Here is a 25052-nt window from a genome sequence, read left to right on the forward strand (position 1 = left end):
CTTTTGAATTTCTACAGCTTTGCAATTTTAGCGGACTGAGATGCGAGGAAATCCCTGGTAAAATAAGCGAGCGTCACCGCAGAATTTCACAAACTTTGCAATTTTAGCAATCTTATTGCTTGCTCGCGATTTTAATCTCTTCTTTAGCTTTCTTTGCAGTGTGGCTCATGGCTCTTCTTGTATCCTCCAGCTGCGTAAACTTCTTGATCTCTCTTTTTGGGGGTAACCCCCCCCCTTTTTTTTATATGGATCCTTAGTCTTTTTGGTTTCTCATCCAAGTGGGAGCATCCAGATCATCCATATTGAAATCTTCACCTCCAACAATCTTAATCATCTGTTTGTTGAGATTGATGGGTTGGGAGATGCCGGCCTGATCCTTCACTGAGTTGGCAGGAGCTGTGGTGTTGTTGATGATTTCTTTTTCAAATCCCGTTGCAATAATGGTGACTTTTACTTGATCTTGCTGCATGTTTTCTGTTGTGCAGGTGCCAAATATGATGTCCGCATCCTCATTTGCCGCTTCATGGATGTAGGACATTGCTTGATTAATTTCGATCAAAGGATAATCACGATGCATTTCAAAAGAAACCAATGCACCCCTAGCACCCTTGATGGAAAGATTGTCAAATAATGGAGATTCGATGGCTTTTTTGACCGCTTCTAATGCTGCATCCTCTCCTATGGATTCTCCGATTCCCATGAGAGCGAGACCTTTATGCTGCATGATAGTTCGAAGGTCGGCAAAGTCTGTATTAATGTCATTTTCTCCCTGATTGAGGATAATGTTAGAGATCCCATTTACAGCGCGTGCCAAAACCGCATCGACCTCTTTGAAACTTTCTTTTATCCCGGTGTTTCTGCTGATGATGGAGAGGAGTTTGTCATTGGGGATTACGACAATCCCATCGCTGTGCTTTCTCAATTCTTTCAATCCCTCTTCTGCAATCCTAGTGCGCTTATTTCCTTCCATTAAAAAAGGTTTGGTGACTACGGCAATCGTCAATGCCCCTACCTCCTGGGCAGCTTGTGCGATGATTGGCGCAGCTCCTGTGCCAGTGCCACCGCCAAGTCCTGCAGAAACAAATACAATATTGGCGCCATTGAGATGTTCTTTGATTGTGTCATAGCTCTCTTGAGCAGAATCTCTCCCCACTTCAGGCTTGGCTCCAGCTCCAAGGCCTTTTGTGAGTTTTTCCCCGAGTTTAATCTTTTGTTTGGCAGGGGAATTATTGAGATGTTGAATATCTGTGTTAGCAGCAATTAGCGTAATTGCATCATTGATGCCAGAATGAAAGAGATGAGCAATCGCATTGGAACCACCTCCCCCAACTCCAACTGCAATGATTTTTGCTCCTGTTGAGCTTGTAACCTCTGTGAGATTGAATTGCGCTTGATTGTGTGCCATTGATTTTCCTTTTAAAAGAGTTTTTCCATCATTTTTCTAAATGAGCTTTTGAGAGACTTGTCACCGCTATCTTGTTGCGCTATTATAACAGCTTTTTTAGTGTTTTTTTCTTCTTTTGGGAAATTATTTGTAAGATTGCTTAAATCCGTGTGTATATAATTTACATTCTCATTATGGGCAATTTCACTGTAGGTTTTATTGCTTTTATAGCGGATTGTATCTTTAGAATCTTTCTCGTAATTTGTGTGTTTTCCTATGCCATAAAGCAATAATCCAATGATGGTGGCATTGGTTTCATCCTTTGCGTCATCAGATAGTCCTTTGATTTCTATGGGCCTAGCAATGCGAATGGTTTTGTCATGAAAATATGCCTTGGCAATCATGATGATATTTTTGAGTTTACTCATTCCACCGGTTAGGACCAAGGTGGTGACCTGGTCTTTTAACTCACTTTTGTGCAAAAGATTAGAAAGGATGCTAAAAGTTTCCATTACTCTGAGATTCACAACTTCATAGATTTTCTCTTTGGTGACTCCAAAAGTCTCATCTTTTCCAATACATGGCACCTCTAGGATTTGATCTTCTTCTTTTTTGGGATATTGTGCTAGATCGATATGATGGAGTTTGATCTCCTCTGCAGCCAATTTTGTAGTATTGATGGTGAGAGATATATCAAGATTGATATTTTCTGCCCCCACGCTTAGATGGCTGTTGTGACGCATAGAATTATCCAGAGAAATCATCATATCACAGGTCTCTCCGCCCATGTCAATGCAGATGGCACCGAGATCTTTTTCATCATCTAGTAGAGTGGCGATGGAGGAAGCGTAAGAAGAAAGAACGATATTCTCGATTTCTACCCCTGCGGAATTGATGGTTTTTTTGAAGTTTTCTAGACTTGTTTTTTGCACTGCGACGATGTGCACAAAGATCTCTAGTCTCCTTCCAGACATACCCACAGGATCTTCTACATCATCCTGATCATCAAGTTTGAAGCGATAGGGGAGGATGTGGATGGCACTATATTCTCTGGTGATTGAGGAATTGTAGCTGGCTGCTTTTATGGCTCGATCCACTTCTTTTATGGTGATTTCATCATTCACGGAATTAATGATGGCTGAGCTACTGAAGCTTTTTGTATAGGCGCCAGAAATGGAGACAATGGCCTTGGGGAACTCCTCTATGCCAGTGATTCTCTTGATTTCATCTAGTGCATTTTTGATGGATTGAGCAGCCAGCTCTATATTGGTGATCTTTCCCTTCCTGATACCCTGAGATTTTTGCTTGCTATACCCGATGATATAGGGTTCATTGTTTTTGATTTCTGCGATTGCTACACAAATTTTTGTTGATCCAATATCGATGGCTAAAATTCTGTTGTTCAATGGATTCTCCTGTTTTCAAGTTGATGATTGTTATAGATTTTGGCGGGATATTTTTTGGAAACATAATTTAATAATTCCTGAGAAATATATTGATTTTTGATGTTTTGTACTATGGGAACCACATTCTCTGGGATTTGGTTGGGCAATTCTTGCTTGGTGATGCGATAAAGAAAGGCTTGAGAATCAAGCAGGACTACCCCGCTTTTTTCTGAGGACAAGAAGATATTGCGAATGACAAGGGGCGCATGTTTTTTGTCAAGATTTGAGAAATCTATTTCTCCTAGATTATTGATTTTGATGGTTTTTCCCTTAAAATTTGGGAGCTGTTTTTGCGCCAGTGCTTTAAGCTCTTCAAGCATGATTTGCTTTTGCAGATCTTTTCTGGCCTGTTCTTTTGCGCTTGCAAAATCTTTGGTATTTTTTTCTTGTTTGGTAATGACATTGCCAATGACGTAATCGCCCTGATAGAGAATAGGGTTGATGGTATCTCCTATCCTTGCATCTTTGAGTTGTGTGATTGTGTCTGCAGAAAGCTTCTCATCTAGAGCGATGGTGAGCTTTTGGGTTTTGAGATCTTTGAGCTCATTTTTTCGAAACTTCGGCTTGAGACGTAGAGCGCTTTCCTTGGCTTTTTGATCTTGATAGTCCGCTTGGACTTTTTTCTCTACTTTTGAAAAATCCTGTAGTTGTCCGTTGGAATCCAAATAAAGAGTCTTGTTTTCGTTATAAAAATTCTGCAGCGAGGAGTTGTCAAATTCCTGCTTGGAAGGGGAGATTTTGGCTATTTCTAGTGTAACGGTGGCTGGGTTGGTGTAATTGGCCTTGTTTTTCTCCCAAAAATCTTTTAATTTTTGCTCCGTGATTTGCTGCTTAATCGGGCTTGTGGATAGCACTTCATACTCGATGGTATCCGTCAGAGCAATGGATCCACCGATGCTTCTTCGCTCTAGTTGGGTGGTGGATGCAGGGAAAAATTCTAGGAGTTTTTGGATGAGCAGAGAATCTCGCACGGATTGCTCGAAAAATTTTACATTGAGATTGTTGTTTTTTAAGACCTCTCGATAGAGCTTTTTGTCAAAGGTGCCATCGCGCTGGAAACTTTCATTTTTTTCAATTACTTCGATAATTTCGCGATCCTGCACCCGCAGCCCCAAATCCAGGGCGAAATTTTGCAACTGGGCTTTTTGGATGAGTTGTTGCAGGGTAATGTTATCAAGCTGGAAATTTTTAGCTTGATCCATATCAAGATCCCCTCCCACCATTTGATTGTACTCATTAAAAACTCTTTGAAAGGTGTATTGAAATTCTTGGTCAGAGATTTTGATCTTACCCACTTTTGCGACATTATTGCCAGCGAAAGAGATGTCGCTGGGATTCCAGCCTACCATCCCCGCAAAAACAAGGGCAATGACGCTGACCCAGATAGTAACTACAAGATATTTTTTGTGGCGCTGCATCCATTCTAGCATCTTCGTCCTTTTTGCATTTCATCTTTAGATTTGGATTCTCAAAGATTCTTTACTCTACTACATGTTATTAAGGATTCAAATTATAGCATTAAAGATTTAAAAATCCCTAGAGTTGAAGAAAAGATAGAATAGCGCATTTCGTGCAGGGAAATTTTTTGGATTTTAGCGAATTCTTAGAACCAAAAGTAGCCAAAAAATGAAGCAAAATAGTGGGCAAAAATTTAGTCAAAAAAGAGGGGGAAATTGTGGATTTTTTAATTTTTCATTAGTGTAATTCTGTGGAATTTGTTGTATAATTCTGGCTCAAAAAAAGTGAAAGCACTTTGTCTAGACGAAGCTAGGTTACTCTATCAGGGATATGCAAACTTTCTCTATTCTGGTTGCAGGGGTTTGTATTGAAAATTCTTCATTAGGATTCATCGTTGTTTATGGAAAGAAGAGATCATATGGAAAAAACAAAAAAAAATCGCGTGCTGGTAAAGTTTTCGGGTGAAGCAATGGCGGGTGCCAATGGATTTGGCATAGATACAGAGATTTTGCGCTATATCGCAAGAGAGATCAAATTGCTCGCAGATCATGATATCGAGATAGGAATTGTCATTGGTGGGGGGAATATTATCCGTGGTGTGACGGCTTCTGCTGGGGGGATCATCCGCCGTACAAGTGGGGATTATATGGGGATGCTAGCCACAGTCATCAATGCCGTGGCGATGCAGGAAGCATTGGAATACATAGGTCTTGATGTGCGGGTGCAAAGTGGATTGGAAATCAAAGAAATCTGTGAGACTTATATCTATCGCAAGGCGATTCGACATTTGGAAAAGGGTAGGGTGGTGATTTTTGGTGCAGGCACAGGGAATCCTTTCTTTACTACTGATACTGCTGCTACTTTGCGGGCAGTAGAAATCGGGGCAGATATGATTATCAAAGCCACGAAAGTAGATGGCGTCTACACCAAAGATCCTCAAAAATTTGAAGATGCTAAGAAGATTGATGTTTTGAGTTATGATGAGGCTATGCGAGAGGATATCCGCGTGATGGATGATACTGCCATCGCGCTTGCCAAAGATAATAAATTACCAATTGTGGTTTGTAATATGTTTAAAGAGCGGAATCTGTTAGAGATTGTGAGAGACAATGCTGGTATCTGCTCGATTGTGCGATGAATGCGTGATATTGATAAAAATACAAGGAGTTAAAGAATGAGAACAGAAGAGATTATTGCCAAGGCTTTGGAGCAAACGTCCAATGATCGATATGTGCTTGCAAATATGGTATTTGTGCGCGTGAAGCAATTAGAAAATGGCGCCCGTCCTTTAGTGACACCTGCTGATGTAAAGGTAGATAAACTCTCTGATATTGCAATGAGGGAAATTGCTGAGGGCAAAATTCATATCGAAAAAATCAGTTAATTCTGTTTTTTCAAGGCATCCCGTTGAATTTTTTGAATTTTCAGGAACTAGCAGCTATCAGGAATCCTGAGGAAGGTATCCAGCGACTCTTTAGCATCCTCACTCCCACAGATCGCATTAAGCAAGCCCTAGAGGTTGCGACAAAATATCATCAAGGTCAAAAACGCAAGAGTGGCGAACCCTACATCGTGCATCCTATTTGTGTGGCTTGCATCGTGGCATCTTATGGCAAAAATGAAGCTATGGTATGTGCGGCATTGCTGCATGATGTCGTTGAGGACACGGATTATCGCATTGAAGATGTGGAGCAGAATTTTGGCTTGGATGTGGCCATCCTTGTGGATGCATTAACCAAGATCTCTGAGGTGCGAAAAGAAGAGCTTCGGACTCAAACTCCAGAAAAGGTGATTATTGCCGCGCTTTCTTTTCGTAAGATGCTCGTGGCTGCTGTCAAAGATCCCCGTGCATTGGTCATAAAGATTAGCGATCGATTGCACAATATGCTCACATTGGATGCTCTGCCAGAAAAAAAGCAAAAAAGCATCTCTGAGGAAACACTTGTGGTATATGCCCCGATTGCTCATAGACTTGGGATCTCTTCGATAAAAAATGAGCTTGAGGATCGAGCGTTTTATTATCTCTTTCCTCAGGAGTATCAAAAGATCCAAAATTTTTTGGAACAGAATAATCACTCCTTTGCATCGAAATTGCAAACAGTCTCTGAGAACATCCAGAGTCTCCTGCTTAAAAATGGTTTTACCCAGAATGAACTCAAGCTAGAAAAACGTCTTAAGCGTCCCTATTCCATCTATCTCAAAATGCAGCGCAAGGGTGTGGACATCGATGAGATCTTGGATTTGTTGGCAATTCGCATTATTGTCAATGATGTGACTTCTTGCTATAAGGTTCTTGGGATGATTCACTCTAATTTCAAGCCCATTATGTCACGCTTCAAGGATTATATCGCCCTGCCAAAAGAAAATGGCTATCAAACCATCCACACCACTGTGTTTCATCAATCCATGGTGTATGAGATACAGATCCGAACCTTTGATATGCATGCCAGTGCGCAATATGGAGTTGCAGCGCATTGGAAATACAAAAGTGGTGCTCTGGCTCCAAATATGGATTGGTTGTATAATTTTGAATACCAAAATAATTCCATTGAAGAGTTTTATGAGCTGGCAAAAAATGATCTTTATCAAGAAGATATTGTGGTATTTTCTCCCGCAGGGGATACCTATACTCTTCCTGTGGGAGCGGTGGCTTTGGATTTTGCCTATGCGGTGCACTCTGAGGTGGGAGATAGCGCATTTCAGGCATATATCAACAACCAAAAAACTTCGCTTTTGCAGGTGCTAAAGAGTGGAGATATTGTGCGCATCATCACTAGCAAAAATGCTCTGCCAAAATATACGTGGATAGAAGAAGTTAAGACTTCGCGCGCTAAAAGTTGCCTCAAAACCCAGCGCCAAAATCGAATTCGCGACATTGAAAATCGTGGCGCCATTGGGATTTTGGCCAATATTTTTGGCAAAAAATCTGGCATATTCAAACGTTTTCTTTCGATGAAGGGTTTGGTCACGCAAAATCTCTGGAAGATCACTCGGGATAAAAATGCGCTTTATGAAACCGTGGATTTTGTCAAAGAAAAACTCATTGCAGATCATGGGTTTTTTGTCAATTTTCGCTTAAAGATGATCAAAATCAAACCCTATAAACTCGATCGCTTCATCGTGCATAGCCCCAAAAATATCAAAGAAGTGCTATTTGATTGCTGCTGTCATCCCAAGTACGGAGATGAGATTTTGGGCATCTATGTCAATCAATGTGCCATCGTGCATCATAAGCTTTGTGATAAACTCTATGAAGAACTCAATAACGGAGAGTCTTTGATTTTGTTTGTAGAATGGGTGCAGCATGCCCTGCCTTCTTTTAAGGCAATCATCGCCCTGGGAGATCGAAAGACAAGCATTACAAAATTAGTCAATATTTTGTCGCAAAATGGTAGCAATGTGATTGGATTAAATTATGCGGCCTACAAGGATCAATTTTCTGTGCGCTGCGAAGTAATTTTTGAAAATGACAAAAAAAATGCCAAGAGAATCAAAGAACTCTTACAGCATCACTACAAGATCATAGAATTCAAAAATATGCAGGACGCGTATCAAAAATAAGGAGATGGAGATGGCAATAGGGTTGCAGGAAGCAATGCAGGAGCTTAAGCGTGGCAGTGTAGAATTTATAGGCGAGGAATACATTAAAGAGCTTGTGCAAAAATACCTAACAAATGGGGATCGCTTCATCGTAAAAGCAGGTTTTGATCCCACAGCTCCTGATTTGCATTTGGGTCATACGGTGCTGCTTCAAAAACTTGCAACCTTTCAGAAATTTGGTGGCAGTGTAAAATTTTTGATTGGCGATTTTACTGCGCGCATTGGTGATCCCAGTGGCAAGAGTGAGACAAGAAAGCCGCTGAGTCCTGAGGAAGTATTGCAAAATGCAAGGACCTATCAAGAGCAAGTTTTTAAGGTATTAGATCCTTGTTTTACAGAAGTTTGCTTTAATTCCAAATGGCTTGCAGAATTGGGAGCAGAGGGGATGATCACCCTCACTTCTCATTTTTCTGTGGCTAGAATGCTAGAGCGCGATGATTTTGAAAAACGCTATAAAAGTAATCAGCCCATTAGCATGGTGGAGTTCATGTATCCACTTTTGCAGGGCTATGATTCTGTGGCGCTAGAGAGTGACATTGAGCTTGGCGGGAATGATCAAAAATTCAATCTTTTGATGGGTAGAAGTTTGCAGCGTGCATATGGGCTTAAAAAAGAACAATCTATCATGACAGTCCCCCTGCTTGAAGGGCTTGATGGCGTGCAAAAAATGAGCAAGAGTTTGAAAAATTATATTGGCGTTACCGAAGATTCCCAAACAATGTATGCTAAAATTATGAGTATTTCTGATGAATTAATGTGGAAATATTATGAATTGTTAAGCGCAAAATCTCTGCAAGAAATTTCTCAAATGCAAAAAAATGTAGAGAGTGAGGTGCTGCATCCCAAGCTTGCAAAAGAGCTTTTGGCGCTAGAAATCACTACAAGGTATCACAATCAGGAATTGGCCCAAGATGCAAAAGAGGTTTTTGATAATGTTTTTTCTAAAAATCATCTCCCTAAGGATATGGATACCATGGAGTTTGGCGTAGGTGAGTGGATCTGCAAGGTCTTGGTAGATGCCAAAATCTGCCCCTCTACCTCTCAGGCCCGCAGAGAAATCAGGGCGGGTGCAATCAAAATCAATCAGCAAAAGCTTGCTGATGAAAATCATAAATTTGCTCAAGGAGACTATATTGTGCAAATGGGAAAAAGAAAATTTATACGCATTGTTATCAGATAAAGGAAGAAAATGACAACAACATTAAAGCCACTAAAAATTGGAAAATACACAATTAAATATCCTATTTTTCAGGGAGGCATGGGAGTAGGGATTAGCTGGGATGAATTAGCGGGAAATGTCTCAAAACAAGGTGCATTGGGAATTATCAGTGCAGTGGGCACGGGATATTACAAAAAAATGAGTTTTGTTGAGAAGATTGTAGCCTCTAAGCCATTTGAAGCAATTAATTTTTATTCCAAAGTCGCACTCAATGAAATCTTTAAAAACGCAAGAAAGATTTGCGGAGACAGCCCTCTTGGTGCAAACATCCTCTATGCCATCAGTGAATATGGACGCGTGGTGCGAGATGCGTGCGAAGCAGGGGCAAATCTCATTGTCACAGGAGCGGGATTGCCTACCAATATGCCAGAATTTGTAAAAAACTTTCCTGATGTTGCGCTCATCCCCATCGTCTCCTCTGCCAAGGCTCTCAAGATCCTATGCCGCAGGTGGCAGGATCGTTATGGACGCGTGCCTGATGCAGTGATTGTGGAGGGTCCTCTAAGTGGCGGGCATCAGGGTTTCAAGTATGAAGATTGTTTTAAAGAAGAGTTTCAATTAGAAAATATTTTGCCAAAGGTGGCTAGTGAGGCTAAATTGTGGGGCAATATTCCCGTGATTGCTGCAGGAGGGGTTTGGGATCGTGCAGATATCAATAGAATGATGGATCTTGGAGCAAGTGGCGTGCAGATGGCCACTCGATTTTTGGGGACTTATGAATGTGATGCCAAGGCGTATCAGCAAATCCTCCCCTCCATAAAAAAAGAAGATATCATACTCATCAAATCCCCCGTGGGCTATCCTGCAAGAGCTTTGAATATTGGAGTGATTGAGCGCTTGAGAGAGGGAAATGCGCCACTTGTGCGCTGTGTTAGCAATTGTGTTTCTCCATGTCAAAGAGGAAAGGAGGCCAAGATCGTTGGCTATTGTATCGCTGATAGCCTGGGAAGAGGGCATTTGGGAAATCTCCGAGATGGACTGTATTTTAGCGGGGCAAATGGATATCGCATCGATAAAATTGTGAGTGTAAGGGAATTGATAGAGGAACTCGTAAGGGGATAGATGCGTGGGCTATGTTGTTTGTTTATTTTATTTTGCGGTTTCTTGAGTGCCAATCTCAAGATTCTCAGCGTTGTGCCTTTTGACACACATTATCTCAAAGTCACATTTAACCAACCCCTATCCCAAAAAGATCTAAGAATCAGAAAAGTCAAAAATAATCGCACGCTTATTGAGCTCAATGCCATCCTCATCCCCTATACATACAAAAGATTTGATTTCCCTCAGAAAAATCAAATCATCATCTCCCAAAATACCCCCAGGGTTGTGCGCATATTCCTCATTGATGATGGTAAGAAAAATTTTTCCATGAATCTAGAGAGGCAGTATCTCATCTTTAGGCTCCAGGATGCTAAAATCCCGCTGCTCCAAGAAAAATCCAAAAACTCAAAAAAGCATCAATTCTCCCACAAAAAAGATCATATCCAACCCTCTCTCCCCACCACCAAAACCCATCAAAAATCCCAAAAAGATCCTTCAAAGCAAAATCCCATAAAACCTCTGCCTGCCAAAGCCCTCCTACCAGAGTCAACTAACAGTCTAAAAGAAGATGCAAGATCTAGGAGAAAATATCGCATTGTCATTGATGCGGGTCATGGGGGCAAGGATTGTGGCAGCACGGCAGTTATTCATATTTGTGAGAAAGTCATTGTTTTGAATGTGGCAAAGAAGCTGGCAAAGGAGCTAAGAGCGCGAAATTATCAGGTCTTCATGACTAGGGATAGGGATATTTACATCGATCTCAAGGCTCGTACAGAGATGGCAAATGCCAGGAACGCAGATTTATTCATCTCCATCCATGCTAATTCTGTTCCAAAAACAGGGAATAAGCATGCCCAGGGGGTGGAGACATATTTCCTATCCACAGCAAGGAGTGAGCGTGCTAGGGATGTCGCAGAACATGAAAATAAAGGAGATGTGGAGATTATGAGTTATTTTACAAAACTTTCTTTTTTAAATACCCTCAATTCCCATCGCCTTATTGCCAGTAATAAGCTTGCAATTGATATTCAAATTGGTATTTTGCGGGAATTGCAAAAGGATTTTACAGGAGTGGTGGATGGAGGGGTTAGGGAGGGACCCTTTTGGGTGCTCGTGGGTGCATTGATGCCATCTGTCTTGATTGAGATTGGATACCTTTCTAATGAAGTGGAGGCTAGGAATCTTGCCACAAAAGAATACCAACAATCCTTGGCAATAGGAATTGCCAATGGAATTGATGGCTTTATTGTCAAAAATTTTTAGGGTGTTGTATGGTAAGGGCTCTGGGTTCTTATATGTTATTTTTCTTTTTGGTTTTCACAGCACTTGGCATCATCGTCTCAGAATCCACCATCACCTTTGCGCAATTGTTTTTTTTATTTTCTAAAAATGGCATGGTGTATAGCCTGGTTATTCAGATTTTATGCTTTCTTATCAGCGCAATCAGTGGATTTTATTTATTTTTGGCGTATTATAAAAAGCAAGAGGATTTCCTAAAAAGCTTGATGGCATCCTGCATTTGCGTGATTTTTTTGTTTATCTGGGTATTTTTGATGAGCAGCAAGCCAGGAGAAGATTATATCAATGCTCTGCATTTTAATTATTATGAAGTTATGTATTTGGATTTTGCCTCACTCATTCATCGCAATTTTTTAGAGATTCTTGTCAGTGGGTTTTTTTATGGTTTTTCCCTGCTTTTTCCCTGCTTGTTTTTGCTTTTTGGTGGCTGCTTTGATTTGCAAATTCCATTGCATCGATTTGCAATGAGATTTTTCCCCTCAGTGCATGTGTGCATCATGGTCTTGATTGCCAGTGCATTCCAGCCCTATTACAATAAACCAAACGTCTATTTCTATGTAGATTTTTTATTTTTTATCCTTGTATTTTTTTGCATCATCATGCTTTTTTTGCGCAAAAGATTTTTGTTTGGTTTTTATGAATGTGCCAACTTGATCTTGCTTATTGGGTTGGTTTTTTTGGTCCTAGCTTGTTCGAATATCTTGGTGCAGAGTAATTATTATAATGCACGTTATTGCCTCTATCTTATTGCATTTCTTTGCTGGTGCTCTGAGTGGATGTTTGGAGATTTTGAGAAAAGTTAAAGCGCATGGGTCCTTTGATGTTTTTTAGAAGCAATTGCCGATAAAATCTCTTGAGTCCTAGAAATTCCTTCGTGCCAATTTTGTAATAAATATGTGTGAGATATTCTAGAATATATTTTTTGTCAATCCCTAGACGCTTGGCATATTGCTCTAGGATATATTGGGGGATTTTGATGCGTTTTTGATTGAAGATCTTGGAGATCTTGGTATAAAATTCCTCATTTTTATGAAAGCAAAGTAGCCCAAAGACAAAGGGCAGATGTTCTTTTTGGTACCAGATTTCTCCCATATCTACATGCATGCCTTTTTGGTAGCGGTATTGCAATGCCCTATCTCCAATGAGTACTTCGCCTTGTAGTCCCAGTATCTTGCACAGAGCATTGGAAGTGGCGGATTGAGCATCTGATTTTTGCTGATTTGGGATGGTGATCACACTCCACACAGATCCCTTTGCAATGATTCCACTAAGCGCATTTTTTTTCTTCAAAAAAAAATCTCTTCCTGCGATTGAGGAGATGAAGCCTGCATCAATGCGTTGGAAGAAAAATTCTTGATTGAGTTTTGCGGGATAGCTTTTGTGCAGTTGCAAAAATTTTTTAAATCCTGAAGAAGTGGGGTAGGATTTGATGAAGACATCAAAGGGAGCGAGATTGAGATAATCAATTTTTCCAAAGCGCATGGGGGTTTTTCCAGAATTTTGCTAGCATTCTAGGAATTTTTTTTAAATAAATTGAGGTTTATAAATGGCGGTGATTAGTTTGATTGGTGTGGGGAAGCAGTTTGATCACAAGGTGATTTTAAGCCAAGTTAATTTTGTGGTAAACGAAAATGAGAGGGTGGCAGTAATTGGAAAAAATGGTAGTGGAAAATCCACGCTCATCAAGATTTTGCTAGGAGAGATTGAGCAGGATGAGGGGAAAAGAGCGATCAAAAATGATTTGGTGTTTTTTGATCTGGCCCAAAAAAATGTATTTGCCCCGCTCAAAAAGGTTTATGAAATTTGCGAGGAGAGTTTGCAGGATTTGCGCGATGCCCACAGACGTTTGAAGGAACTTGAACTCTTGGAAAATCTGGATAAAAAGCTCCTAGAAGAACAGGCAGAATGCATAGATTTCATTACCGCTCAAAATGCTTGGAATCTAGAGGCTAAGATCAAAGAAATGCTTTTGCGCTTTGGTCTTTATGATTTGCGAGATCGCTATGCAAATACCTTGAGTGGAGGTGAGCAAAAAAAGCTCCTATTAGCAACAATCTTGGTAAAAAAGGCAGATCTTTTCATTTTTGATGAGCCCACCAATCACCTAGATGTAGAAAGTGTGGAGTTTTTAGAAGAGCAGATTTTAGCACTCAAATCCAGTGTGGTATTCATCAGTCACGATCGCTATTTTATCGATACATTGGCCCATAGGATTGTTGAGGTGGATGGGGGAGGGGTGCAGAATTTTCAAGGTGGGTATCAGAGATATCTAGAGAGCAAAAGGCAGATGTTGCAAAATCTTGCCAAGGAGCATGAGAATTTATTGCGTTTTTTGCGCACAGAGGAGGAGTGGCTAAGGCGTGGTGTGCAGGCAAGGCGCAAGCGTAATGAGGGCAGGAAGGCAAGGGTGCTAGAATTGCGCCAGATTGCCAAAAGCAATCCCTCTCTCATCCGAAAAATGTCCCTAGAACTTCAAAGAGAGCAGGGTGCACTCAAGCAAAACCGGCCCAAAAATCAGCAAAAACTACTCTTTGAATTGGAAAATCTCTGCAAGAGTGTGGAGGGAAAGACCCTAATTAAAGATTTTACCTATCGGATTTTGCAGCAAGATAGAATCGCTATTGTGGGCAAAAATGGCAGCGGAAAAAGCACATTGCTTAAAATTTTGCTGGGAAAAATAAAGAGTGATGCTGGGATGATTAAAAGGGGGGAATTTCGCATCGGGTATTTTGATCAGGAAAAAAGCTTTTTGGATGATGAAAAAAGCTTGCTAGAGACTTTTTGTCCCAATGGAGGGGATCATATCGAGGTGTATGGCAAGCAGATCCATGTTTATGGATATCTCAAAAATTTCCTCTTTCCCAAGGAATTGCTAGAGCAAAAGATCGGCAGTTTGAGCGGTGGAGAAAAGAGTCGCGTGGGCTTGGCCCTGCTTTTTACAAAGAATTATGATTGCTTATTGCTAGATGAACCTACTAATGATTTGGATATTCAAACCATCAATATTTTAGAGGAATATTTAGGCGCATTTCAAGGCAGCATTCTTTTTATTAGTCATGATCGCTATTTTGTGGACAAGATCGCAGAGAAGCTGCTCATCTTCCATGGGGATGGAAAGATTGAGGAGAGTTATTTGGATTATAGTGAGTATTTGGATCGCCAAAAAGAGCTCCTAGAATATGAAAAAATCATTAGCAAATCTCATCAAGAAAATGAGAGTAGGGTATCAAGGCCTCCAGAAAAAAAGCCAAATAAGCTAAGCTATAGAGAGCAGCGCGAGCTAGATTCTCTACCTCAAATCATAGATACTCTAGAGCAGGAGATAAAAATGCTAGAAAATGTCCTCTGTACTCCTGAATTGTACGAAAAAAGAGGTATCACAGAGATTGCCAAAGAGCTGGAGGCAACAAAACAAAATCTGGATCAAAAAATAGAGCGCTATTTTTCCCTGGAAGAAAAAAAACAAAATTTCCTAGGGGGAACATAGTAATTTGGAAATTTTTCGATAGAATAGCCCCATATTTTTTGCTTAGGAGAGAAGATGTTTGGAAATAAAGAAAGAGAAGATATATCAGCGCTAAAGGGGCGTAATTTTTATTTGGAAAATGCGATTGCTGCAATCCGAGAAGCGACGCCTGGCGTGATTCTGCAGCCCAATGGTGCAATCATTGATGTCACAAAGGATTTTGTGGTGATGCTTAACACTTCAGAGGAGCAGATTAGGGGGAGGAGATTTGAGGATCTGATGTATCCGGGATTTGCGAATAGTTCAGAGTTTTTGAATGTATGGAATGAGGCACAATCTGGCAAAATTAGCAAATTCCTGATGCGTTGCGTAGGAAGGGGAAATAGGGATTTGTGGTTAGAAACTATTCTTTTGCCCATCAAGGGGGCTAATAATCAAATCGAGCGCATCATTGTGCTTACCAATAATATCACTCCACTCAAAGAAAGGGAGCTTGGGCTCAAAGGCGTAGTGGATGCGGTACAAAGATCCATGGCGGGCATTGAATTCAAGCCAGATGGGACCATCATCGCTGCAAATGACAATTTTTTAAGAACCATGGGATATAGCCTAGATGAGGTAGTGGGTAAGCATCATAGCATGTTCTGTGATCCTAAATTTGCAAAATCTCAGGACTACATCAAATTCTGGGATAATCTCAGAAATGGAAATTTCCAATCTGGCATGTTTGAGCGCATCGCAAAAAATGGCAAGGTTATCTACCTAGAAGCTAGCTATAATCCTATCTATGACATCGATGGGAAGGTGTGTAAAGTGATTAAATTTGCATCGGATGTTACAGCCCAGGTAGAAAAAGATAAGCAAAAAAATGATCTTGCACTCGAACTCGCACAGAAAAATGATCAATTGACTCGTGATGGCAAGGAAGTAATTGAGAAGACCGCACAAAATGTCAGAAGCATCGCGCAAACCATGCAGACAAGCTCTGATCTTGTAGCATCTTTAAATTCTCAATCCGATGAAATCAAATCCATCATTCAGACTATCAAAGACATCGCTGACCAAACCAACCTCCTAGCACTCAATGCCGCCATCGAGGCAGCACGTGCAGGCGAGCATGGCAGGGGTTTTGCAGTGGTCGCTGATGAGGTGAGAAAGCTCGCAGAGCGCACAGGCAAATCTATCACAGAAATCACCACTACGATTAATTCTATCAGAGATGTGACATCTCAAGTCGTAGAATCCATCAACGTTTCCATCAGCGAAGTGGAGGATAGCGTGAAGCTTGCAAGTGAAGCAAAGGAATTCATGGATAAGATTCGTGCAAGCTCTGAAGAAGTCGCTGGCGCAATTGCAATGCAGTAGTAAAATCTGAAGAAGTCGCTGGCGCAAGCTCTAAAGAGGTCGCCAGTGTAAATAGATAAAAACAAAAAGTCCTCCAACAATCCCCATAAAGACAGGGATAGAAAGTTTACTAGTCATTTCTTTAGGTAATAAGAGATGCAAGAAGTGTGTAGAGCAGCAGGGCTTAAAACTTCGTGTGGTGTAGCAACAATTCCCTTTTATTCTCCCAGCTTATTGATAGAGTCCTAGCAGACCTGCTTTTTTGGCCTTTCCCAAAATGGCTTTTGAGATTTTTGAAGCCTATGGGTTTTTAAAATTTTTCGCCATTTTTGTGAAGAGGGTTCTTTCTGGTGACTTTTTTGAGCAAAATTTTTGGGTGTGGATTTCCAAGGCAAAAGTATTTTTTTTTGAGTTTTTTCTAGCCATGGTTAATAGGAGTGAGATTGCAAAAAACCTGGCACCAAATTCCTGGCCAAGTTCTAGTTAAAAAACTCATAGGCTTGGCCAAAAAACTAGCCCAAGTCGCGCGTTAAAAATTTGGAGCAAAGCCCAGGACAAAAATTCTGGTTTGATGCTAGCTATGAGGCTGCAAAAAACAACAAAACCCATCAATTAAGGAGAAAAACTCTCTAAATGTTGCACAATGTTTACGAATCTTGTGCAACATTTAGAGAGTTGTGTAAACAGCAGGGACATCTATAAGTAAGGAGTAAAGCGTGTTAGATCGAGTGATATATAAGATGTATGAAGAGGATTTTGAAGAAGATGAGGCTTTGTATGATGGCGATTTTGAAGATGAAGAAGATGGGAATTATTACAATGGCTATGATGATGATGACTATCAAAATCCTGATTTTGATTATGAAGAGGAATGATGAAGGTTGCGCTTATCCAACATGCTTTTCAAGGTAGCCGCGAAAAAACCTGCGAGTATCTTGCTAGACAGATTTCACAGGCCTCTAAAAATGCAGATCTCATTGTTTTGCAGGAGCTGCATAATACGCAGTATTTTTGTCAGAGTGAGGAAGTGGATGCTTTTGAATTGGGTGCCTTTTTTGAGGAGGATATAGAGTTTTATAGTGCCATTGCAAAGAGGCAGGGAGTCGTGCTTGTGACTTCTCTTTTTGAGCGGCGGACTGCTGGACTTTATCACAATACTGCGGTGGTATTTGATAAGGATGGCTTGGTTGCTGGAAAATATCGCAAAATGCATATTCCAGAGGATCCAAACTTTTATGAAAAATTTTATTTTACTCCTGGAGATTTGGGTTTTGCTCCCATTCAGACGACTATAGGAAAGCTTGGCGTGCTTGTGTGCTGGGATCAGTGGTATCCTGAAGCTGCACGCATTATGGCGTTAAAGGGGGCAGAGATTTTGATCTATCCCACTGCCATCGGTTGGTTTGAAGGAGACTCAAAAGCAGAAAAACAAAGGCAGCTTGAGGCCTGGATTGCTGTGCAGAGAGGGCATGCCATTGCCAATGGTCTACCTGTTGTTGCTGTCAATCGCGTAGGATTTGAAAAGGATACAAGTGGTGTGAGCGATGGGATTTTGTTTTGGGGATCTTCTTTTGTCTTTGGTCCTCAGGGCGAACTTTTAGCACAGGCCAGCCCTCAAGAAGAGATGATTTTGTATGCAGAGATTGATTTGTCGCGCTGTGAGTATGTGCGCAGAATTTGGCCTTTTTTGCGAGATCGACGTATCGATTCCTATGCAGAAATTCTCAAAAGATTTTGTGATTCATGATTGCACTTTTGACTAATCCTATGGCAGTTGCCATTTTTATCATGATGGTTTTGTGTCTTCTGCGCTTTAATGTCTTCCTTTCCATCGTTGTGGCTGCACTTGTTGGTGGATTGATGTCGCATATGAATATTTTAGAGACCCTCAAACTCATGATTCATGGCATGAATGGCAATATGGAAACAGCGCTAAGCTATGTGTTTTTGGGGATCTTGGCTGTGGCAGTGAGTAGGGGCAATCTTACAAAAATCCTCGTTTACAAAGTCATGCTGCTCGTGCAGCAAAAAAAGACCTTTTTTGTTCTCTTTATTGCCTTTATCGCCTGTTTTTCCCAAAACCTCATCCCCATTCACATTGCCTTCATTCCCATCCTTATCCCTCCCTTGCTTTCCTTGATGAATCTTATGAAAATCGACAGACGTGCTGTGGCCTGTGCGCTCGCCTTTGGCCTAGAGGCACCCTACATCTGCATCCCTGTGGGCTTTGGTCTTATCTACCAGACTATTTTGCGCGATCAAATGCTAGCAAATCATATCAATGTGAGCATCAAAGACATTGCGAGTGTGATGTGGATTGGCGGACTGGCGATGCTCGTGGGGCTTTTGGTCGCAGTGTTTTTGCTCTATCGCAGGCCTAGGGAATATGAGGGTGATTGCCTAGAGGAGAAAATTAAGCATCTCAAAAATGCAAAATTAGAGCGCAGTGATTATTTTGCATTATGTGGCGCGTTGCTTGCTTTTGGCGTGCAGATTCTAAGCAATTCCCTTCCCCTTGGTGCGTTTGTGGGCGTGATTTTTTTGGTGTTTTCTGGCGTGATTCCATGGAAGAAAATGGATGCTGTGGTGGATGAGGGGATCAAATCCATGGCATTCATTGCCTTTGTAATGCTGCTTGCCTCAGGATTTGCTGAAGTGATCAAAGCTGGTAATGGAGTCAAAGATTTAGTAGAGATCACCATGGGCCTTGTAGGGGGCAAATTTGGTGCCATTGTTTTGATGCTTTCTGCAGGGCTTTTGGTCACGCTTGGAATTGGTACTTCCTTTGGGACCATCCCCGTGATTGCGACTTTTTATTGTCCGCTGTCTCTTGCACTTGGTTTTAGCATACCTGCGACCATCTTGCTTTTGGGGATTGCTGGGGCACTGGGAGATGCGGGATCGCCTGCATCAGATACCACCATCGGTCCCACTATGGGGCTCAATGCCGATGGATTGCATGATCATATTCGGGATACTTGCATCCCGACCTTTTTGGTCTACAATACTTCCCTGCTAGTTTTTGGTCTTTTTGGCGCCCTGATTCTCTGCTAGATTGTTGTATTTTTCTTGGAATTTTTTAAGCTGTGCAAAGATGATGGCTACCGCCTCAAAAAGCTCGCGAGGAATGGGTTCTTCGAGATCGACTTGCTTATAAAGCGCGCGTGCAAGCTTGGGATTTTCCACAATCTCGATTTCATTCTCTCTAGCGATACCTTTGATGCGAATGGCTAGATGATCGATCCCTTTGGCCACTACGATTGGAGCAGGGTCATTTGGCGCAAAGCGCAAGGCAATGGCATAGTGGGTGGGATTTGTCACCACCACATCAGCATTTGGAATTGCTTGCATCATTTTTCCCATGGTATTTTTCATCATGATTTGGCGGATTTTTGCCTTGACTTCAGGATTTCCCTCTTGTTGTTTGTATTCATCCTTAAGCTCTTGCTTGCTCATTCTTAGGGATTTTGTGTATTGAAATTTCTTGATGAGAAAATCTATGATTGCCATGACAAAAAAAAGCACCAATAAGCTTGCGATGAGGATGAGTGCCTTGTCTCGCACCCAAATGGCTTGAGAAAAGACATTGAGCATGGCCACATTAGGGATTTGGCGCAAAAAATGAATCAAAATCGCTCCACCCAAAAGAAACGCGACAAAAACCTTGAGTGTGATGAGTAGACCCTCTAGCAATTTTTTGAAGGAAAAGAGGTTTTTTAGGCCCGCTATAGGATTGAGCTTGCCAAGCTTTGGCTGTAATACCTTTGGGGCTAGCAAAAATCCTACTTGGATGATGTTGCCAAAGACTCCAGCAAAGAGCAATGCGCCCAAAACTGGAAGAATAATGAGTAATGTCTGCCACAATAACTTCAAAAATAAATCAAAAAAATTCCCCAGGCTAAATTCCATAGAAAAAAATTGCAAACAGGTGATGTAGATGCCCTTGATGTTTTGCAACCAAAAGGGAAAGATGCCAAAAACTGCAAAAATGCCTATCACAAAACTGACAAATGCCACCAGTTCAGGGCTCTTTGCGACATTTCCCTCCTCGCGAGCTTTTTGGATTTTGCGCGCAGAGGGGGCTTCTTGTTTTTCTTGCTCATCAGCCATTCTATCCCCTTAGGATGCTTTCATATTCTTCTGGAGTATTGAGATTGCTAAAATCTTTTTCGTTATTGTAGGATAAAACTTGACTTTTGCAGGCATGGATAAGATTTTTGAGTGCAAACTCTTGAGAGTTTAGAGCATTTTCTATTGCTTTTAATGTGCTTTTGTCCCAGATGGAGGTGAGATAATGATTTTTTTGTGGAGTTTGTATATAGGTGATTTGTGCGGTTGTTTGTAGGGAAAGCTCCAAAAGAGAATCTATGACTTCTAGGGGTATAAGTGGCGTATCTACGCAAATGAAAAAAACTTTTTGGCAGGGTAGCTTTTGGAGGGCATTTTGTATGCCAATGAGTGGAGTGAAGAGATGGGATTCATCAAGCAAGGTAGGGAGGCCATGATAGGGGGTCTTGCTTGCAAGATAAACATGAGAGAAAATTTTTTGCATTTTTTGGAATTGAAATTCCACAAGACTTTTGCCACAAAAGGGTAGCAGCGCCTTGTCCCTTCCCATTCTCAAGCTCTTTCCGCCACAGAGTATTACGCAATAGATATGGGTTATTCTCTTCATAGCACCCCTTTTTGAAATTAAAAAACAATTGTATGATTACGGAGTTTAAAACAGCATTAAGTTGAAAATCTAGGGGTCATAAATGTTGAGGGATACTTTTGGAAGGAAGATTGACACCATCCGCGTCTCTGTCACCAAGCAATGCAATTTCCGCTGCCAATATTGTATGCCAAATACCCCATTTGATATGCCAGATAAAGAAGAATATGTGCCACTAGAAAATGTCCTAGAGTTCTTGAAAGTAGGGATTAATCAAGGAATCAAGAAAATTCGCATCACAGGTGGTGAACCCTTGTTGCGCCAGGATTTGCCAGACTTCATCGCAGCTTTGAGGGCATATTCCAAAGAGGTGGAGCTTGCACTCACTACCAATGCCTTTTTGCTCGCTAAAAGTGCAAAGACTCTCAAAGAAGCAGGGTTAGATCGCATCAATATTTCCCTAGATTCTCTAAAGCAAGAAAGGGTGATGCAGATTTCTAAAAGAGATGGCTTGCATAATGTTGTGCATGGCATTGATGAAGCTATTGCCTGTGGGTTTAGGGTGAAAATCAATAGCGTGATCCTAAGGGGGGTGAATGATGGAGAAATATTGGATTTATTAGAATATGCAAAAAACAAAGGGATTTCTATCCGCTATATCGAATACATGGAAAATGTCCATGCTAATGCCCAAATCGCAGGAATTTCAGAAAAAGAGATTTTGGAGCGCATTGCCAAAAAATACCCCTTCACTCCATTGCAAGAGCAAATCATTGGCCCTGCCAAGCTCTATCAATGCCAGGATGGCTATGTTTTTGGGATCATTGCGCCTCATAATGATGATTTTTGTAAGTCCTGCAATCGCATTCGCCTCACTGCAGATGGGATCCTTTGCCCCTGCTTGTATTACCAAGATAGCGTGGATGCCAAAGAGGCGCTGCTCTCAAAAAATCCGAAGAAAATGCAAAAAATATTAGAACAAGCCATATATAATAAGCCGGAAAAAAATCAATGGGATGGCAGGATGGAGGAGGATAAGATTTCTCCTCGAGCTTTTTATCACACAGGAGGTTAGGAATGGATTTGTTGCAAAAGGCCTTGAATAAAGAGAATCTAAGCCCTAGGGAATTGAGCGGCTTGTATGATTATGATATTTTTACGCTGGGTGGGGCAGCAGATGAAATCCGCAAGAAATATTATGGCAGCAAGGTTTTTTTCAATGTCAATCGCCATATCAATCCCACAAATATCTGCGCGGATGTTTGCAGATTTTGTGCATTTTCGGCAAGTCGCAAAAATCCCAACCCCTATGAAATGAGCATTGATGAGATTGTCTCCCAGGTGATTGCTTGCAGCAATCGTGGTGTGAAGGAAGTGCATATTGTCTCAGCCCATAGTCCCAATTATTCCTATGAGTGGTATTTGGATATGTTTAGCGCGGTAAAAAAGGCAGTTCCACAAATTCATCTCAAAGCCATGACCGCTGCAGAGGTGGATTATCTAGATAGGAAGTTTGGCAAGGGTTATCAGAGGGTGCTAGAAGACATGGTGAAATACGGGGTAGATTCGATGCCAGGCGGGGGTGCGGAGATTTTTGATGAAAAGATTCGCCAATACATTTGCAAGGGCAAGGTTTCCTCACAGAGGTGGCTAGAGATCCATCATTATTGGCACCAACTTGGAAAAATGAGCAATGCCACCATGCTATTTGGTCATGTGGAAAATCGCGAGCACAGGATTGATCATATGCTGCGCCTGCGAGATATACAGCAGGATAGAAATATCATAGAACGCAAGCAAGGAGGCTTTAATGCCTTCATCCCGCTGCTCTATCAAAATCAAAATAATTTTCTCAATATCAAAAACACATTAAGCGGCCAGGAGGTGCTAAAGACAATTAGCATCGCTAGGATCCTGCTAGAGAATATCCCTCATATCAAGGCGTATTGGGCGAGTTTGTCGCTCAATCTTGCATTGGTTGCGCAGGAATTTGGCGCGGATGACATCGATGGAACGATTGAAAAAGAATCCATCCAGTCTGCTGGAGGTGCTGGGAGCAAGGATGGCATCGACAAGGAAATGATGATTTTCCAGATTCAAGATGCGGGTTTTAGGGCCATTGAGCGCGATGCCCTCTATAATGAATTGCAAGAATATCACAAGGAGACAAAATGAAGCATTTTAGAAAGATTCGAGATTTTGCCATGATCGGGGGGATGAGCGCGATGGTTGTGTTTGCGCTGCAGGGTTGTGATAATAGCAGCAATCAAAATCACCAAGCTGCCCAAAGCATCAAAAAAGGTGCATTTGTACTCTTAGAAGAGCAAAAGGATGGGACTTACAAGATCTTGGAAGAATATCCCAGCGGCACCACGCATGTGGTCGTGCGAGATAAAAATGGTGTGGAGCGAGTGCTAAGTCAAGAGGAGATTGACAAACTTCTCAAAGAAGAGGAAAGAAAGATTGATAACAATACCAGCGCATTGACCTCTGCAAATGGTGGCGGCCTGGGCCTAGGAGGGGCGCTACTAGCAAGCGCTGCGGGGGCGATTTTGGGCAGCTATATTGGCAATAAACTTTTCAACAATCCCACCTATCAGCAAAATCAACAGCGTAGCTACAAATCCCCCCAAGCCTACGAGCGCAGCCAAAATAGTTTTAAAAATACCCCTGTGACATCTGGCACAAAAACTCCCAGCAATGCTAGGAGTGGATTTTTTGGAAACAATTCCAGTCAAAGCCTGGGAGGCTGATTCTCTCTCCCGTGGTTTTGTGATTGATTTTGCCTGATATGTTTTTATTAGCACGCTGCTTGAATTGATACTAGGATCTGCAGCAAGGTGTTAGAAATCAAGCAAATGTTCAGTCAATGTGATAAAGGCCAATCCACCAAGACAATACTCAAACCCATGATTGATACCAAACCAAGGAGATAGAATGCAAATACAAAAACTCAAACCCCTAGATGAAAAGACTTTGGAGCAAATTGGCTTGCAGTGGCATAGCGATGAGGATCAAACTCCCTATATTTCTGATGAATTGATTGTGGTGAGTGAGGAAGAGGCAGAGGCGTTTTATGAGGCAGGCAATACGCTCTATGATATGTTTGTGGAAGCAGCAGAGTATGTGATTGAAAAAGAGCTTTTTTTTGAGCTAGATATCCCCAATTCCATCATCCCCATGATAAAGCAGAGTTTTGAGGAGGAGATTCATTGGCATTTGTATGGGCGCTTTGATTTTGCAGGGGGGCTAGATGGCAAGCCTATCAAGCTTTTGGAATTCAATGCTGATACTCCCACCATGCTTTATGAGAGCGCGCTTGTGCAATGGGCTTTGCTGAAGGCAAATGGCCTAGATGAAAACAAGCAATTCAATAATATCCATGAGGCCATCGGGGAGAATTTCAAGCGCATGATTACCCTTGGCGGGGATACTGCTGCATTTTCTGAACTCTATGAGGGTTGGAAGATTTTGTTTTCTAGTGTGCGTGGGAATATCGAAGAGGAGCGCACGACTAGATTTTTGCAAGAAATTGCCCAAAGCGTGGGATTTGCCACAGCCTATGCGCCCATGGATGCAGTGCAGTTTTCTGCAGAAGAGGGGGTGTTTTTTGAGGAGGAGAATTATGAATTTCTCTTCAAGCTCATTCCCTGGGAAAATATCGCCATCGATGAGCCAGAGTTAGCGCTTATCATGCAATCCATGATGGAAAATAAAAACACCATTTTCCTCAATCCCGCCTATACCTTGCTTTTTCAAAGCAAGCGCATGCTAAAGATTTTGTGGGATCTTTTCCCCAATCACCCGCTGTTATTAGAGAGTTCTTTCACGCCGTTAAAATCCAAAAAACAGGTGAAAAAAACTGCCTTTGGCAGAGAGGGGGCGAATGTGGAGATTTTGGATGCCTTGGGTGGGGTGATTGCCAAAAATGATGGGATCTATGCCAACCACAAGCCTATTTTTCAGGAATTTTATGAACTCAATCATCAAGATGGATTTTATTATCAACCCAATGTATTTTTTGCTTATGAGTCCTGTGCGCTGGGATTTCGCAAGGGAGGGCTTGTGATTGATAATTATTCCAAATTTGTAAGCCACTGCCTAGCCTAAAGCTTAGGATTTGTAGGCTACCCTAGCTTGTA

The 25052-nt window shown here is 41.5% G+C and carries 22 protein-coding genes; 16 read left to right on the forward strand and 6 right to left on the reverse strand.

All coding sequences use genetic code 11. The features are described from left to right. Positions 1 to 253: 253 nt before the first annotated feature. From ftsZ to DQN48_RS03210, 3 genes are read right to left on the reverse strand one after another with little or no spacing between them, the layout of a single operon-like run. Positions 254 to 1405, reverse strand: coding sequence for a cell division protein FtsZ (gene ftsZ / locus DQN48_RS03200; RefSeq protein ID WP_013022933.1), 1152 nt, complete (start codon positions 1403 to 1405; stop codon positions 254 to 256). Between the two features lie 11 nt (positions 1406 to 1416). Continuing rightward, a complete protein-coding gene (ftsA, locus tag DQN48_RS03205) occupies positions 1417 to 2790 on the reverse strand; it encodes a cell division protein FtsA (protein ID WP_013022934.1) in 1374 nt (457 codons plus the stop codon). Next, on the reverse strand, positions 2787 to 4259 hold the full coding sequence (locus tag DQN48_RS03210) for a peptidylprolyl isomerase (protein WP_013022935.1): 1473 nt from the start codon (positions 4257 to 4259) through the stop codon (positions 2787 to 2789). The genes ftsA and DQN48_RS03210 overlap by 4 nt, the downstream gene beginning before the upstream one ends. A gap of 446 nt (positions 4260 to 4705) precedes the next feature. Here DQN48_RS03210 and pyrH point away from each other — a divergent pair, with 446 nt between their 5' ends. Genes pyrH through DQN48_RS03245 form a run of 7 tightly spaced genes read left to right on the forward strand, consistent with a single transcriptional unit; the run spans position 4706 to position 12249 of the window. Then, positions 4706 to 5425 carry a UMP kinase gene (gene pyrH, locus DQN48_RS03215; RefSeq protein WP_013022936.1) on the forward strand — a complete coding sequence of 240 codons (720 nt, stop codon included), beginning with the start codon at positions 4706 to 4708 and terminating at the stop codon, positions 5423 to 5425. A gap of 36 nt (positions 5426 to 5461) precedes the next feature. Beyond that, positions 5462 to 5671 carry a DNA-directed RNA polymerase subunit omega gene (locus tag DQN48_RS03220; protein ID WP_013022937.1) on the forward strand — a complete coding sequence of 70 codons (210 nt, stop codon included), beginning with the start codon at positions 5462 to 5464 and terminating at the stop codon, positions 5669 to 5671. A 23-nt stretch (positions 5672 to 5694) separates the two neighbouring features. After that, complete coding sequence (locus tag DQN48_RS03225; RefSeq protein WP_013022938.1) at positions 5695 to 7848, forward strand: RelA/SpoT family protein; 2154 nt, start codon at positions 5695 to 5697, stop codon at positions 7846 to 7848. A gap of 10 nt (positions 7849 to 7858) precedes the next feature. Continuing rightward, a complete protein-coding gene (tyrS, locus tag DQN48_RS03230) occupies positions 7859 to 9067 on the forward strand; it encodes a tyrosine--tRNA ligase (protein ID WP_013022939.1) in 1209 nt (402 codons plus the stop codon). 9 nt (positions 9068 to 9076) lie between these two features. Continuing rightward, positions 9077 to 10168, forward strand: a complete 1092-nt coding sequence (locus tag DQN48_RS03235) for a nitronate monooxygenase (protein WP_013022940.1) — start codon at positions 9077 to 9079, stop codon at positions 10166 to 10168. Further along, on the forward strand, positions 10169 to 11410 hold the full coding sequence (locus tag DQN48_RS03240) for an N-acetylmuramoyl-L-alanine amidase family protein (RefSeq protein ID WP_013022941.1): 1242 nt from the start codon (positions 10169 to 10171) through the stop codon (positions 11408 to 11410). A gap of 8 nt (positions 11411 to 11418) precedes the next feature. Next, positions 11419 to 12249: a hypothetical protein gene (locus DQN48_RS03245; RefSeq protein WP_041913101.1), complete on the forward strand. Its 831-nt coding sequence runs from the start codon at positions 11419 to 11421 to the stop codon at positions 12247 to 12249. Here the strand turns inward: DQN48_RS03245 and DQN48_RS03250 are convergent. Next, positions 12191 to 12928, reverse strand: coding sequence for an MqnA/MqnD/SBP family protein (locus tag DQN48_RS03250; protein ID WP_013022942.1), 738 nt, complete (start codon positions 12926 to 12928; stop codon positions 12191 to 12193). The genes DQN48_RS03245 and DQN48_RS03250 overlap by 59 nt on opposite strands. Positions 12929 to 12992: 64 nt before the next feature. Here DQN48_RS03250 and abc-f point away from each other — a divergent pair, with 64 nt between their 5' ends. The 5 genes from abc-f to DQN48_RS03275 all read left to right on the forward strand — a co-directional run bounded on the left by abc-f (position 12993) and on the right by DQN48_RS03275 (position 19310). Next, positions 12993 to 14933 carry a ribosomal protection-like ABC-F family protein gene (abc-f, locus tag DQN48_RS03255; RefSeq protein ID WP_013022943.1) on the forward strand — a complete coding sequence of 647 codons (1941 nt, stop codon included), beginning with the start codon at positions 12993 to 12995 and terminating at the stop codon, positions 14931 to 14933. Between the two features lie 54 nt (positions 14934 to 14987). Continuing rightward, a complete protein-coding gene (locus DQN48_RS03260) occupies positions 14988 to 16277 on the forward strand; it encodes a methyl-accepting chemotaxis protein (RefSeq protein WP_013022944.1) in 1290 nt (429 codons plus the stop codon). A 695-nt stretch (positions 16278 to 16972) separates the two neighbouring features. Then, complete coding sequence (locus DQN48_RS07645) at positions 16973 to 17131, forward strand: hypothetical protein (RefSeq protein ID WP_013022945.1); 159 nt, start codon at positions 16973 to 16975, stop codon at positions 17129 to 17131. Further along, the gene (locus DQN48_RS03270; protein WP_013022946.1) at positions 17131 to 18003 is read left to right on the forward strand and encodes a carbon-nitrogen hydrolase; all 873 of its coding nucleotides are present in this window, start codon (positions 17131 to 17133) and stop codon (positions 18001 to 18003) included. Before DQN48_RS07645 ends, DQN48_RS03270 begins: the two co-directional genes overlap by 1 nt. A gap of 20 nt (positions 18004 to 18023) precedes the next feature. Continuing rightward, complete coding sequence (locus DQN48_RS03275; protein WP_231902625.1) at positions 18024 to 19310, forward strand: Na+/H+ antiporter family protein; 1287 nt, start codon at positions 18024 to 18026, stop codon at positions 19308 to 19310. On the opposite strand, the gene flhB is transcribed toward DQN48_RS03275, so the two are convergent. Continuing rightward, the gene (gene flhB / locus DQN48_RS03280; protein ID WP_013022948.1) at positions 19272 to 20366 is read right to left on the reverse strand and encodes a flagellar biosynthesis protein FlhB; all 1095 of its coding nucleotides are present in this window, start codon (positions 20364 to 20366) and stop codon (positions 19272 to 19274) included. The genes DQN48_RS03275 and flhB overlap by 39 nt on opposite strands. Position 20367: 1 nt before the next feature. Then, positions 20368 to 20931, reverse strand: coding sequence for an NTP transferase domain-containing protein (locus DQN48_RS03285; protein ID WP_013022949.1), 564 nt, complete (start codon positions 20929 to 20931; stop codon positions 20368 to 20370). A gap of 82 nt (positions 20932 to 21013) precedes the next feature. On the opposite strand from DQN48_RS03285, the gene moaA reads away from it, so the two are divergent. The 4 genes from moaA (at position 21014) to DQN48_RS03305 (ending at position 25020) form a co-directional block, all read left to right on the forward strand. Then, complete coding sequence (gene moaA / locus DQN48_RS03290; RefSeq protein WP_013022950.1) at positions 21014 to 21985, forward strand: GTP 3',8-cyclase MoaA; 972 nt, start codon at positions 21014 to 21016, stop codon at positions 21983 to 21985. Between the two features lie 2 nt (positions 21986 to 21987). After that, a complete protein-coding gene (mqnE, locus tag DQN48_RS03295; RefSeq protein ID WP_013022951.1) occupies positions 21988 to 23085 on the forward strand; it encodes an aminofutalosine synthase MqnE in 1098 nt (365 codons plus the stop codon). Then, positions 23082 to 23663 (forward strand): UPF0323 family lipoprotein, encoded by a 582-nt coding sequence (locus tag DQN48_RS03300; RefSeq protein WP_013022952.1) that lies wholly within the window; start codon positions 23082 to 23084, stop codon positions 23661 to 23663. Before mqnE ends, DQN48_RS03300 begins: the two co-directional genes overlap by 4 nt. Before the next feature lie 184 nt (positions 23664 to 23847). Next, positions 23848 to 25020 carry a glutathionylspermidine synthase family protein gene (locus tag DQN48_RS03305; RefSeq protein WP_013022953.1) on the forward strand — a complete coding sequence of 391 codons (1173 nt, stop codon included), beginning with the start codon at positions 23848 to 23850 and terminating at the stop codon, positions 25018 to 25020. The last annotated feature ends 32 nt before the right edge of the window (positions 25021 to 25052 follow it).

It is taken from the genome of Helicobacter mustelae (assembly GCF_900476215.1).
Classification (GTDB): Bacteria; Campylobacterota; Campylobacteria; order Campylobacterales; family Helicobacteraceae; genus Helicobacter_H; species Helicobacter_H mustelae.

What these genes read in the sequence shown, in the direction of transcription:
- moaA (WP_013022950.1), top strand. Translation starts at nt 21,014, where the DNA reads ATGTTGAGGGATACTTTTGGAAGGAAGATTGACACCATCCGCGTCTCT.
- DQN48_RS03270 (WP_013022946.1), top strand. Translation starts at nt 17,131, where the DNA reads ATGAAGGTTGCGCTTATCCAACATGCTTTTCAAGGTAGCCGCGAAAAA.
- ftsZ (WP_013022933.1), bottom strand. Translation starts at nt 1,405, where the DNA reads ATGGCACACAATCAAGCGCAATTCAATCTCACAGAGGTTACAAGCTCA.
- DQN48_RS03245 (WP_041913101.1), top strand. Translation starts at nt 11,419, where the DNA reads ATGGTAAGGGCTCTGGGTTCTTATATGTTATTTTTCTTTTTGGTTTTC.
- DQN48_RS03275 (WP_231902625.1), top strand. Translation starts at nt 18,024, where the DNA reads ATGGCAGTTGCCATTTTTATCATGATGGTTTTGTGTCTTCTGCGCTTT.
- flhB (WP_013022948.1), bottom strand. Translation starts at nt 20,366, where the DNA reads ATGGCTGATGAGCAAGAAAAACAAGAAGCCCCCTCTGCGCGCAAAATC.
- DQN48_RS03260 (WP_013022944.1), top strand. Translation starts at nt 14,988, where the DNA reads ATGTTTGGAAATAAAGAAAGAGAAGATATATCAGCGCTAAAGGGGCGT.
- DQN48_RS03235 (WP_013022940.1), top strand. Translation starts at nt 9,077, where the DNA reads ATGACAACAACATTAAAGCCACTAAAAATTGGAAAATACACAATTAAA.
- abc-f (WP_013022943.1), top strand. Translation starts at nt 12,993, where the DNA reads ATGGCGGTGATTAGTTTGATTGGTGTGGGGAAGCAGTTTGATCACAAG.
- tyrS (WP_013022939.1), top strand. Translation starts at nt 7,859, where the DNA reads ATGGCAATAGGGTTGCAGGAAGCAATGCAGGAGCTTAAGCGTGGCAGT.
- DQN48_RS03300 (WP_013022952.1), top strand. Translation starts at nt 23,082, where the DNA reads ATGAAGCATTTTAGAAAGATTCGAGATTTTGCCATGATCGGGGGGATG.
- DQN48_RS03220 (WP_013022937.1), top strand. Translation starts at nt 5,462, where the DNA reads ATGAGAACAGAAGAGATTATTGCCAAGGCTTTGGAGCAAACGTCCAAT.
- DQN48_RS03250 (WP_013022942.1), bottom strand. Translation starts at nt 12,928, where the DNA reads ATGCGCTTTGGAAAAATTGATTATCTCAATCTCGCTCCCTTTGATGTC.
- DQN48_RS03210 (WP_013022935.1), bottom strand. Translation starts at nt 4,259, where the DNA reads ATGCTAGAATGGATGCAGCGCCACAAAAAATATCTTGTAGTTACTATC.
- DQN48_RS03240 (WP_013022941.1), top strand. Translation starts at nt 10,169, where the DNA reads ATGCGTGGGCTATGTTGTTTGTTTATTTTATTTTGCGGTTTCTTGAGT.
- DQN48_RS03285 (WP_013022949.1), bottom strand. Translation starts at nt 20,931, where the DNA reads ATGAAGAGAATAACCCATATCTATTGCGTAATACTCTGTGGCGGAAAG.
- pyrH (WP_013022936.1), top strand. Translation starts at nt 4,706, where the DNA reads ATGGAAAAAACAAAAAAAAATCGCGTGCTGGTAAAGTTTTCGGGTGAA.
- DQN48_RS03305 (WP_013022953.1), top strand. Translation starts at nt 23,848, where the DNA reads ATGCAAATACAAAAACTCAAACCCCTAGATGAAAAGACTTTGGAGCAA.
- mqnE (WP_013022951.1), top strand. Translation starts at nt 21,988, where the DNA reads ATGGATTTGTTGCAAAAGGCCTTGAATAAAGAGAATCTAAGCCCTAGG.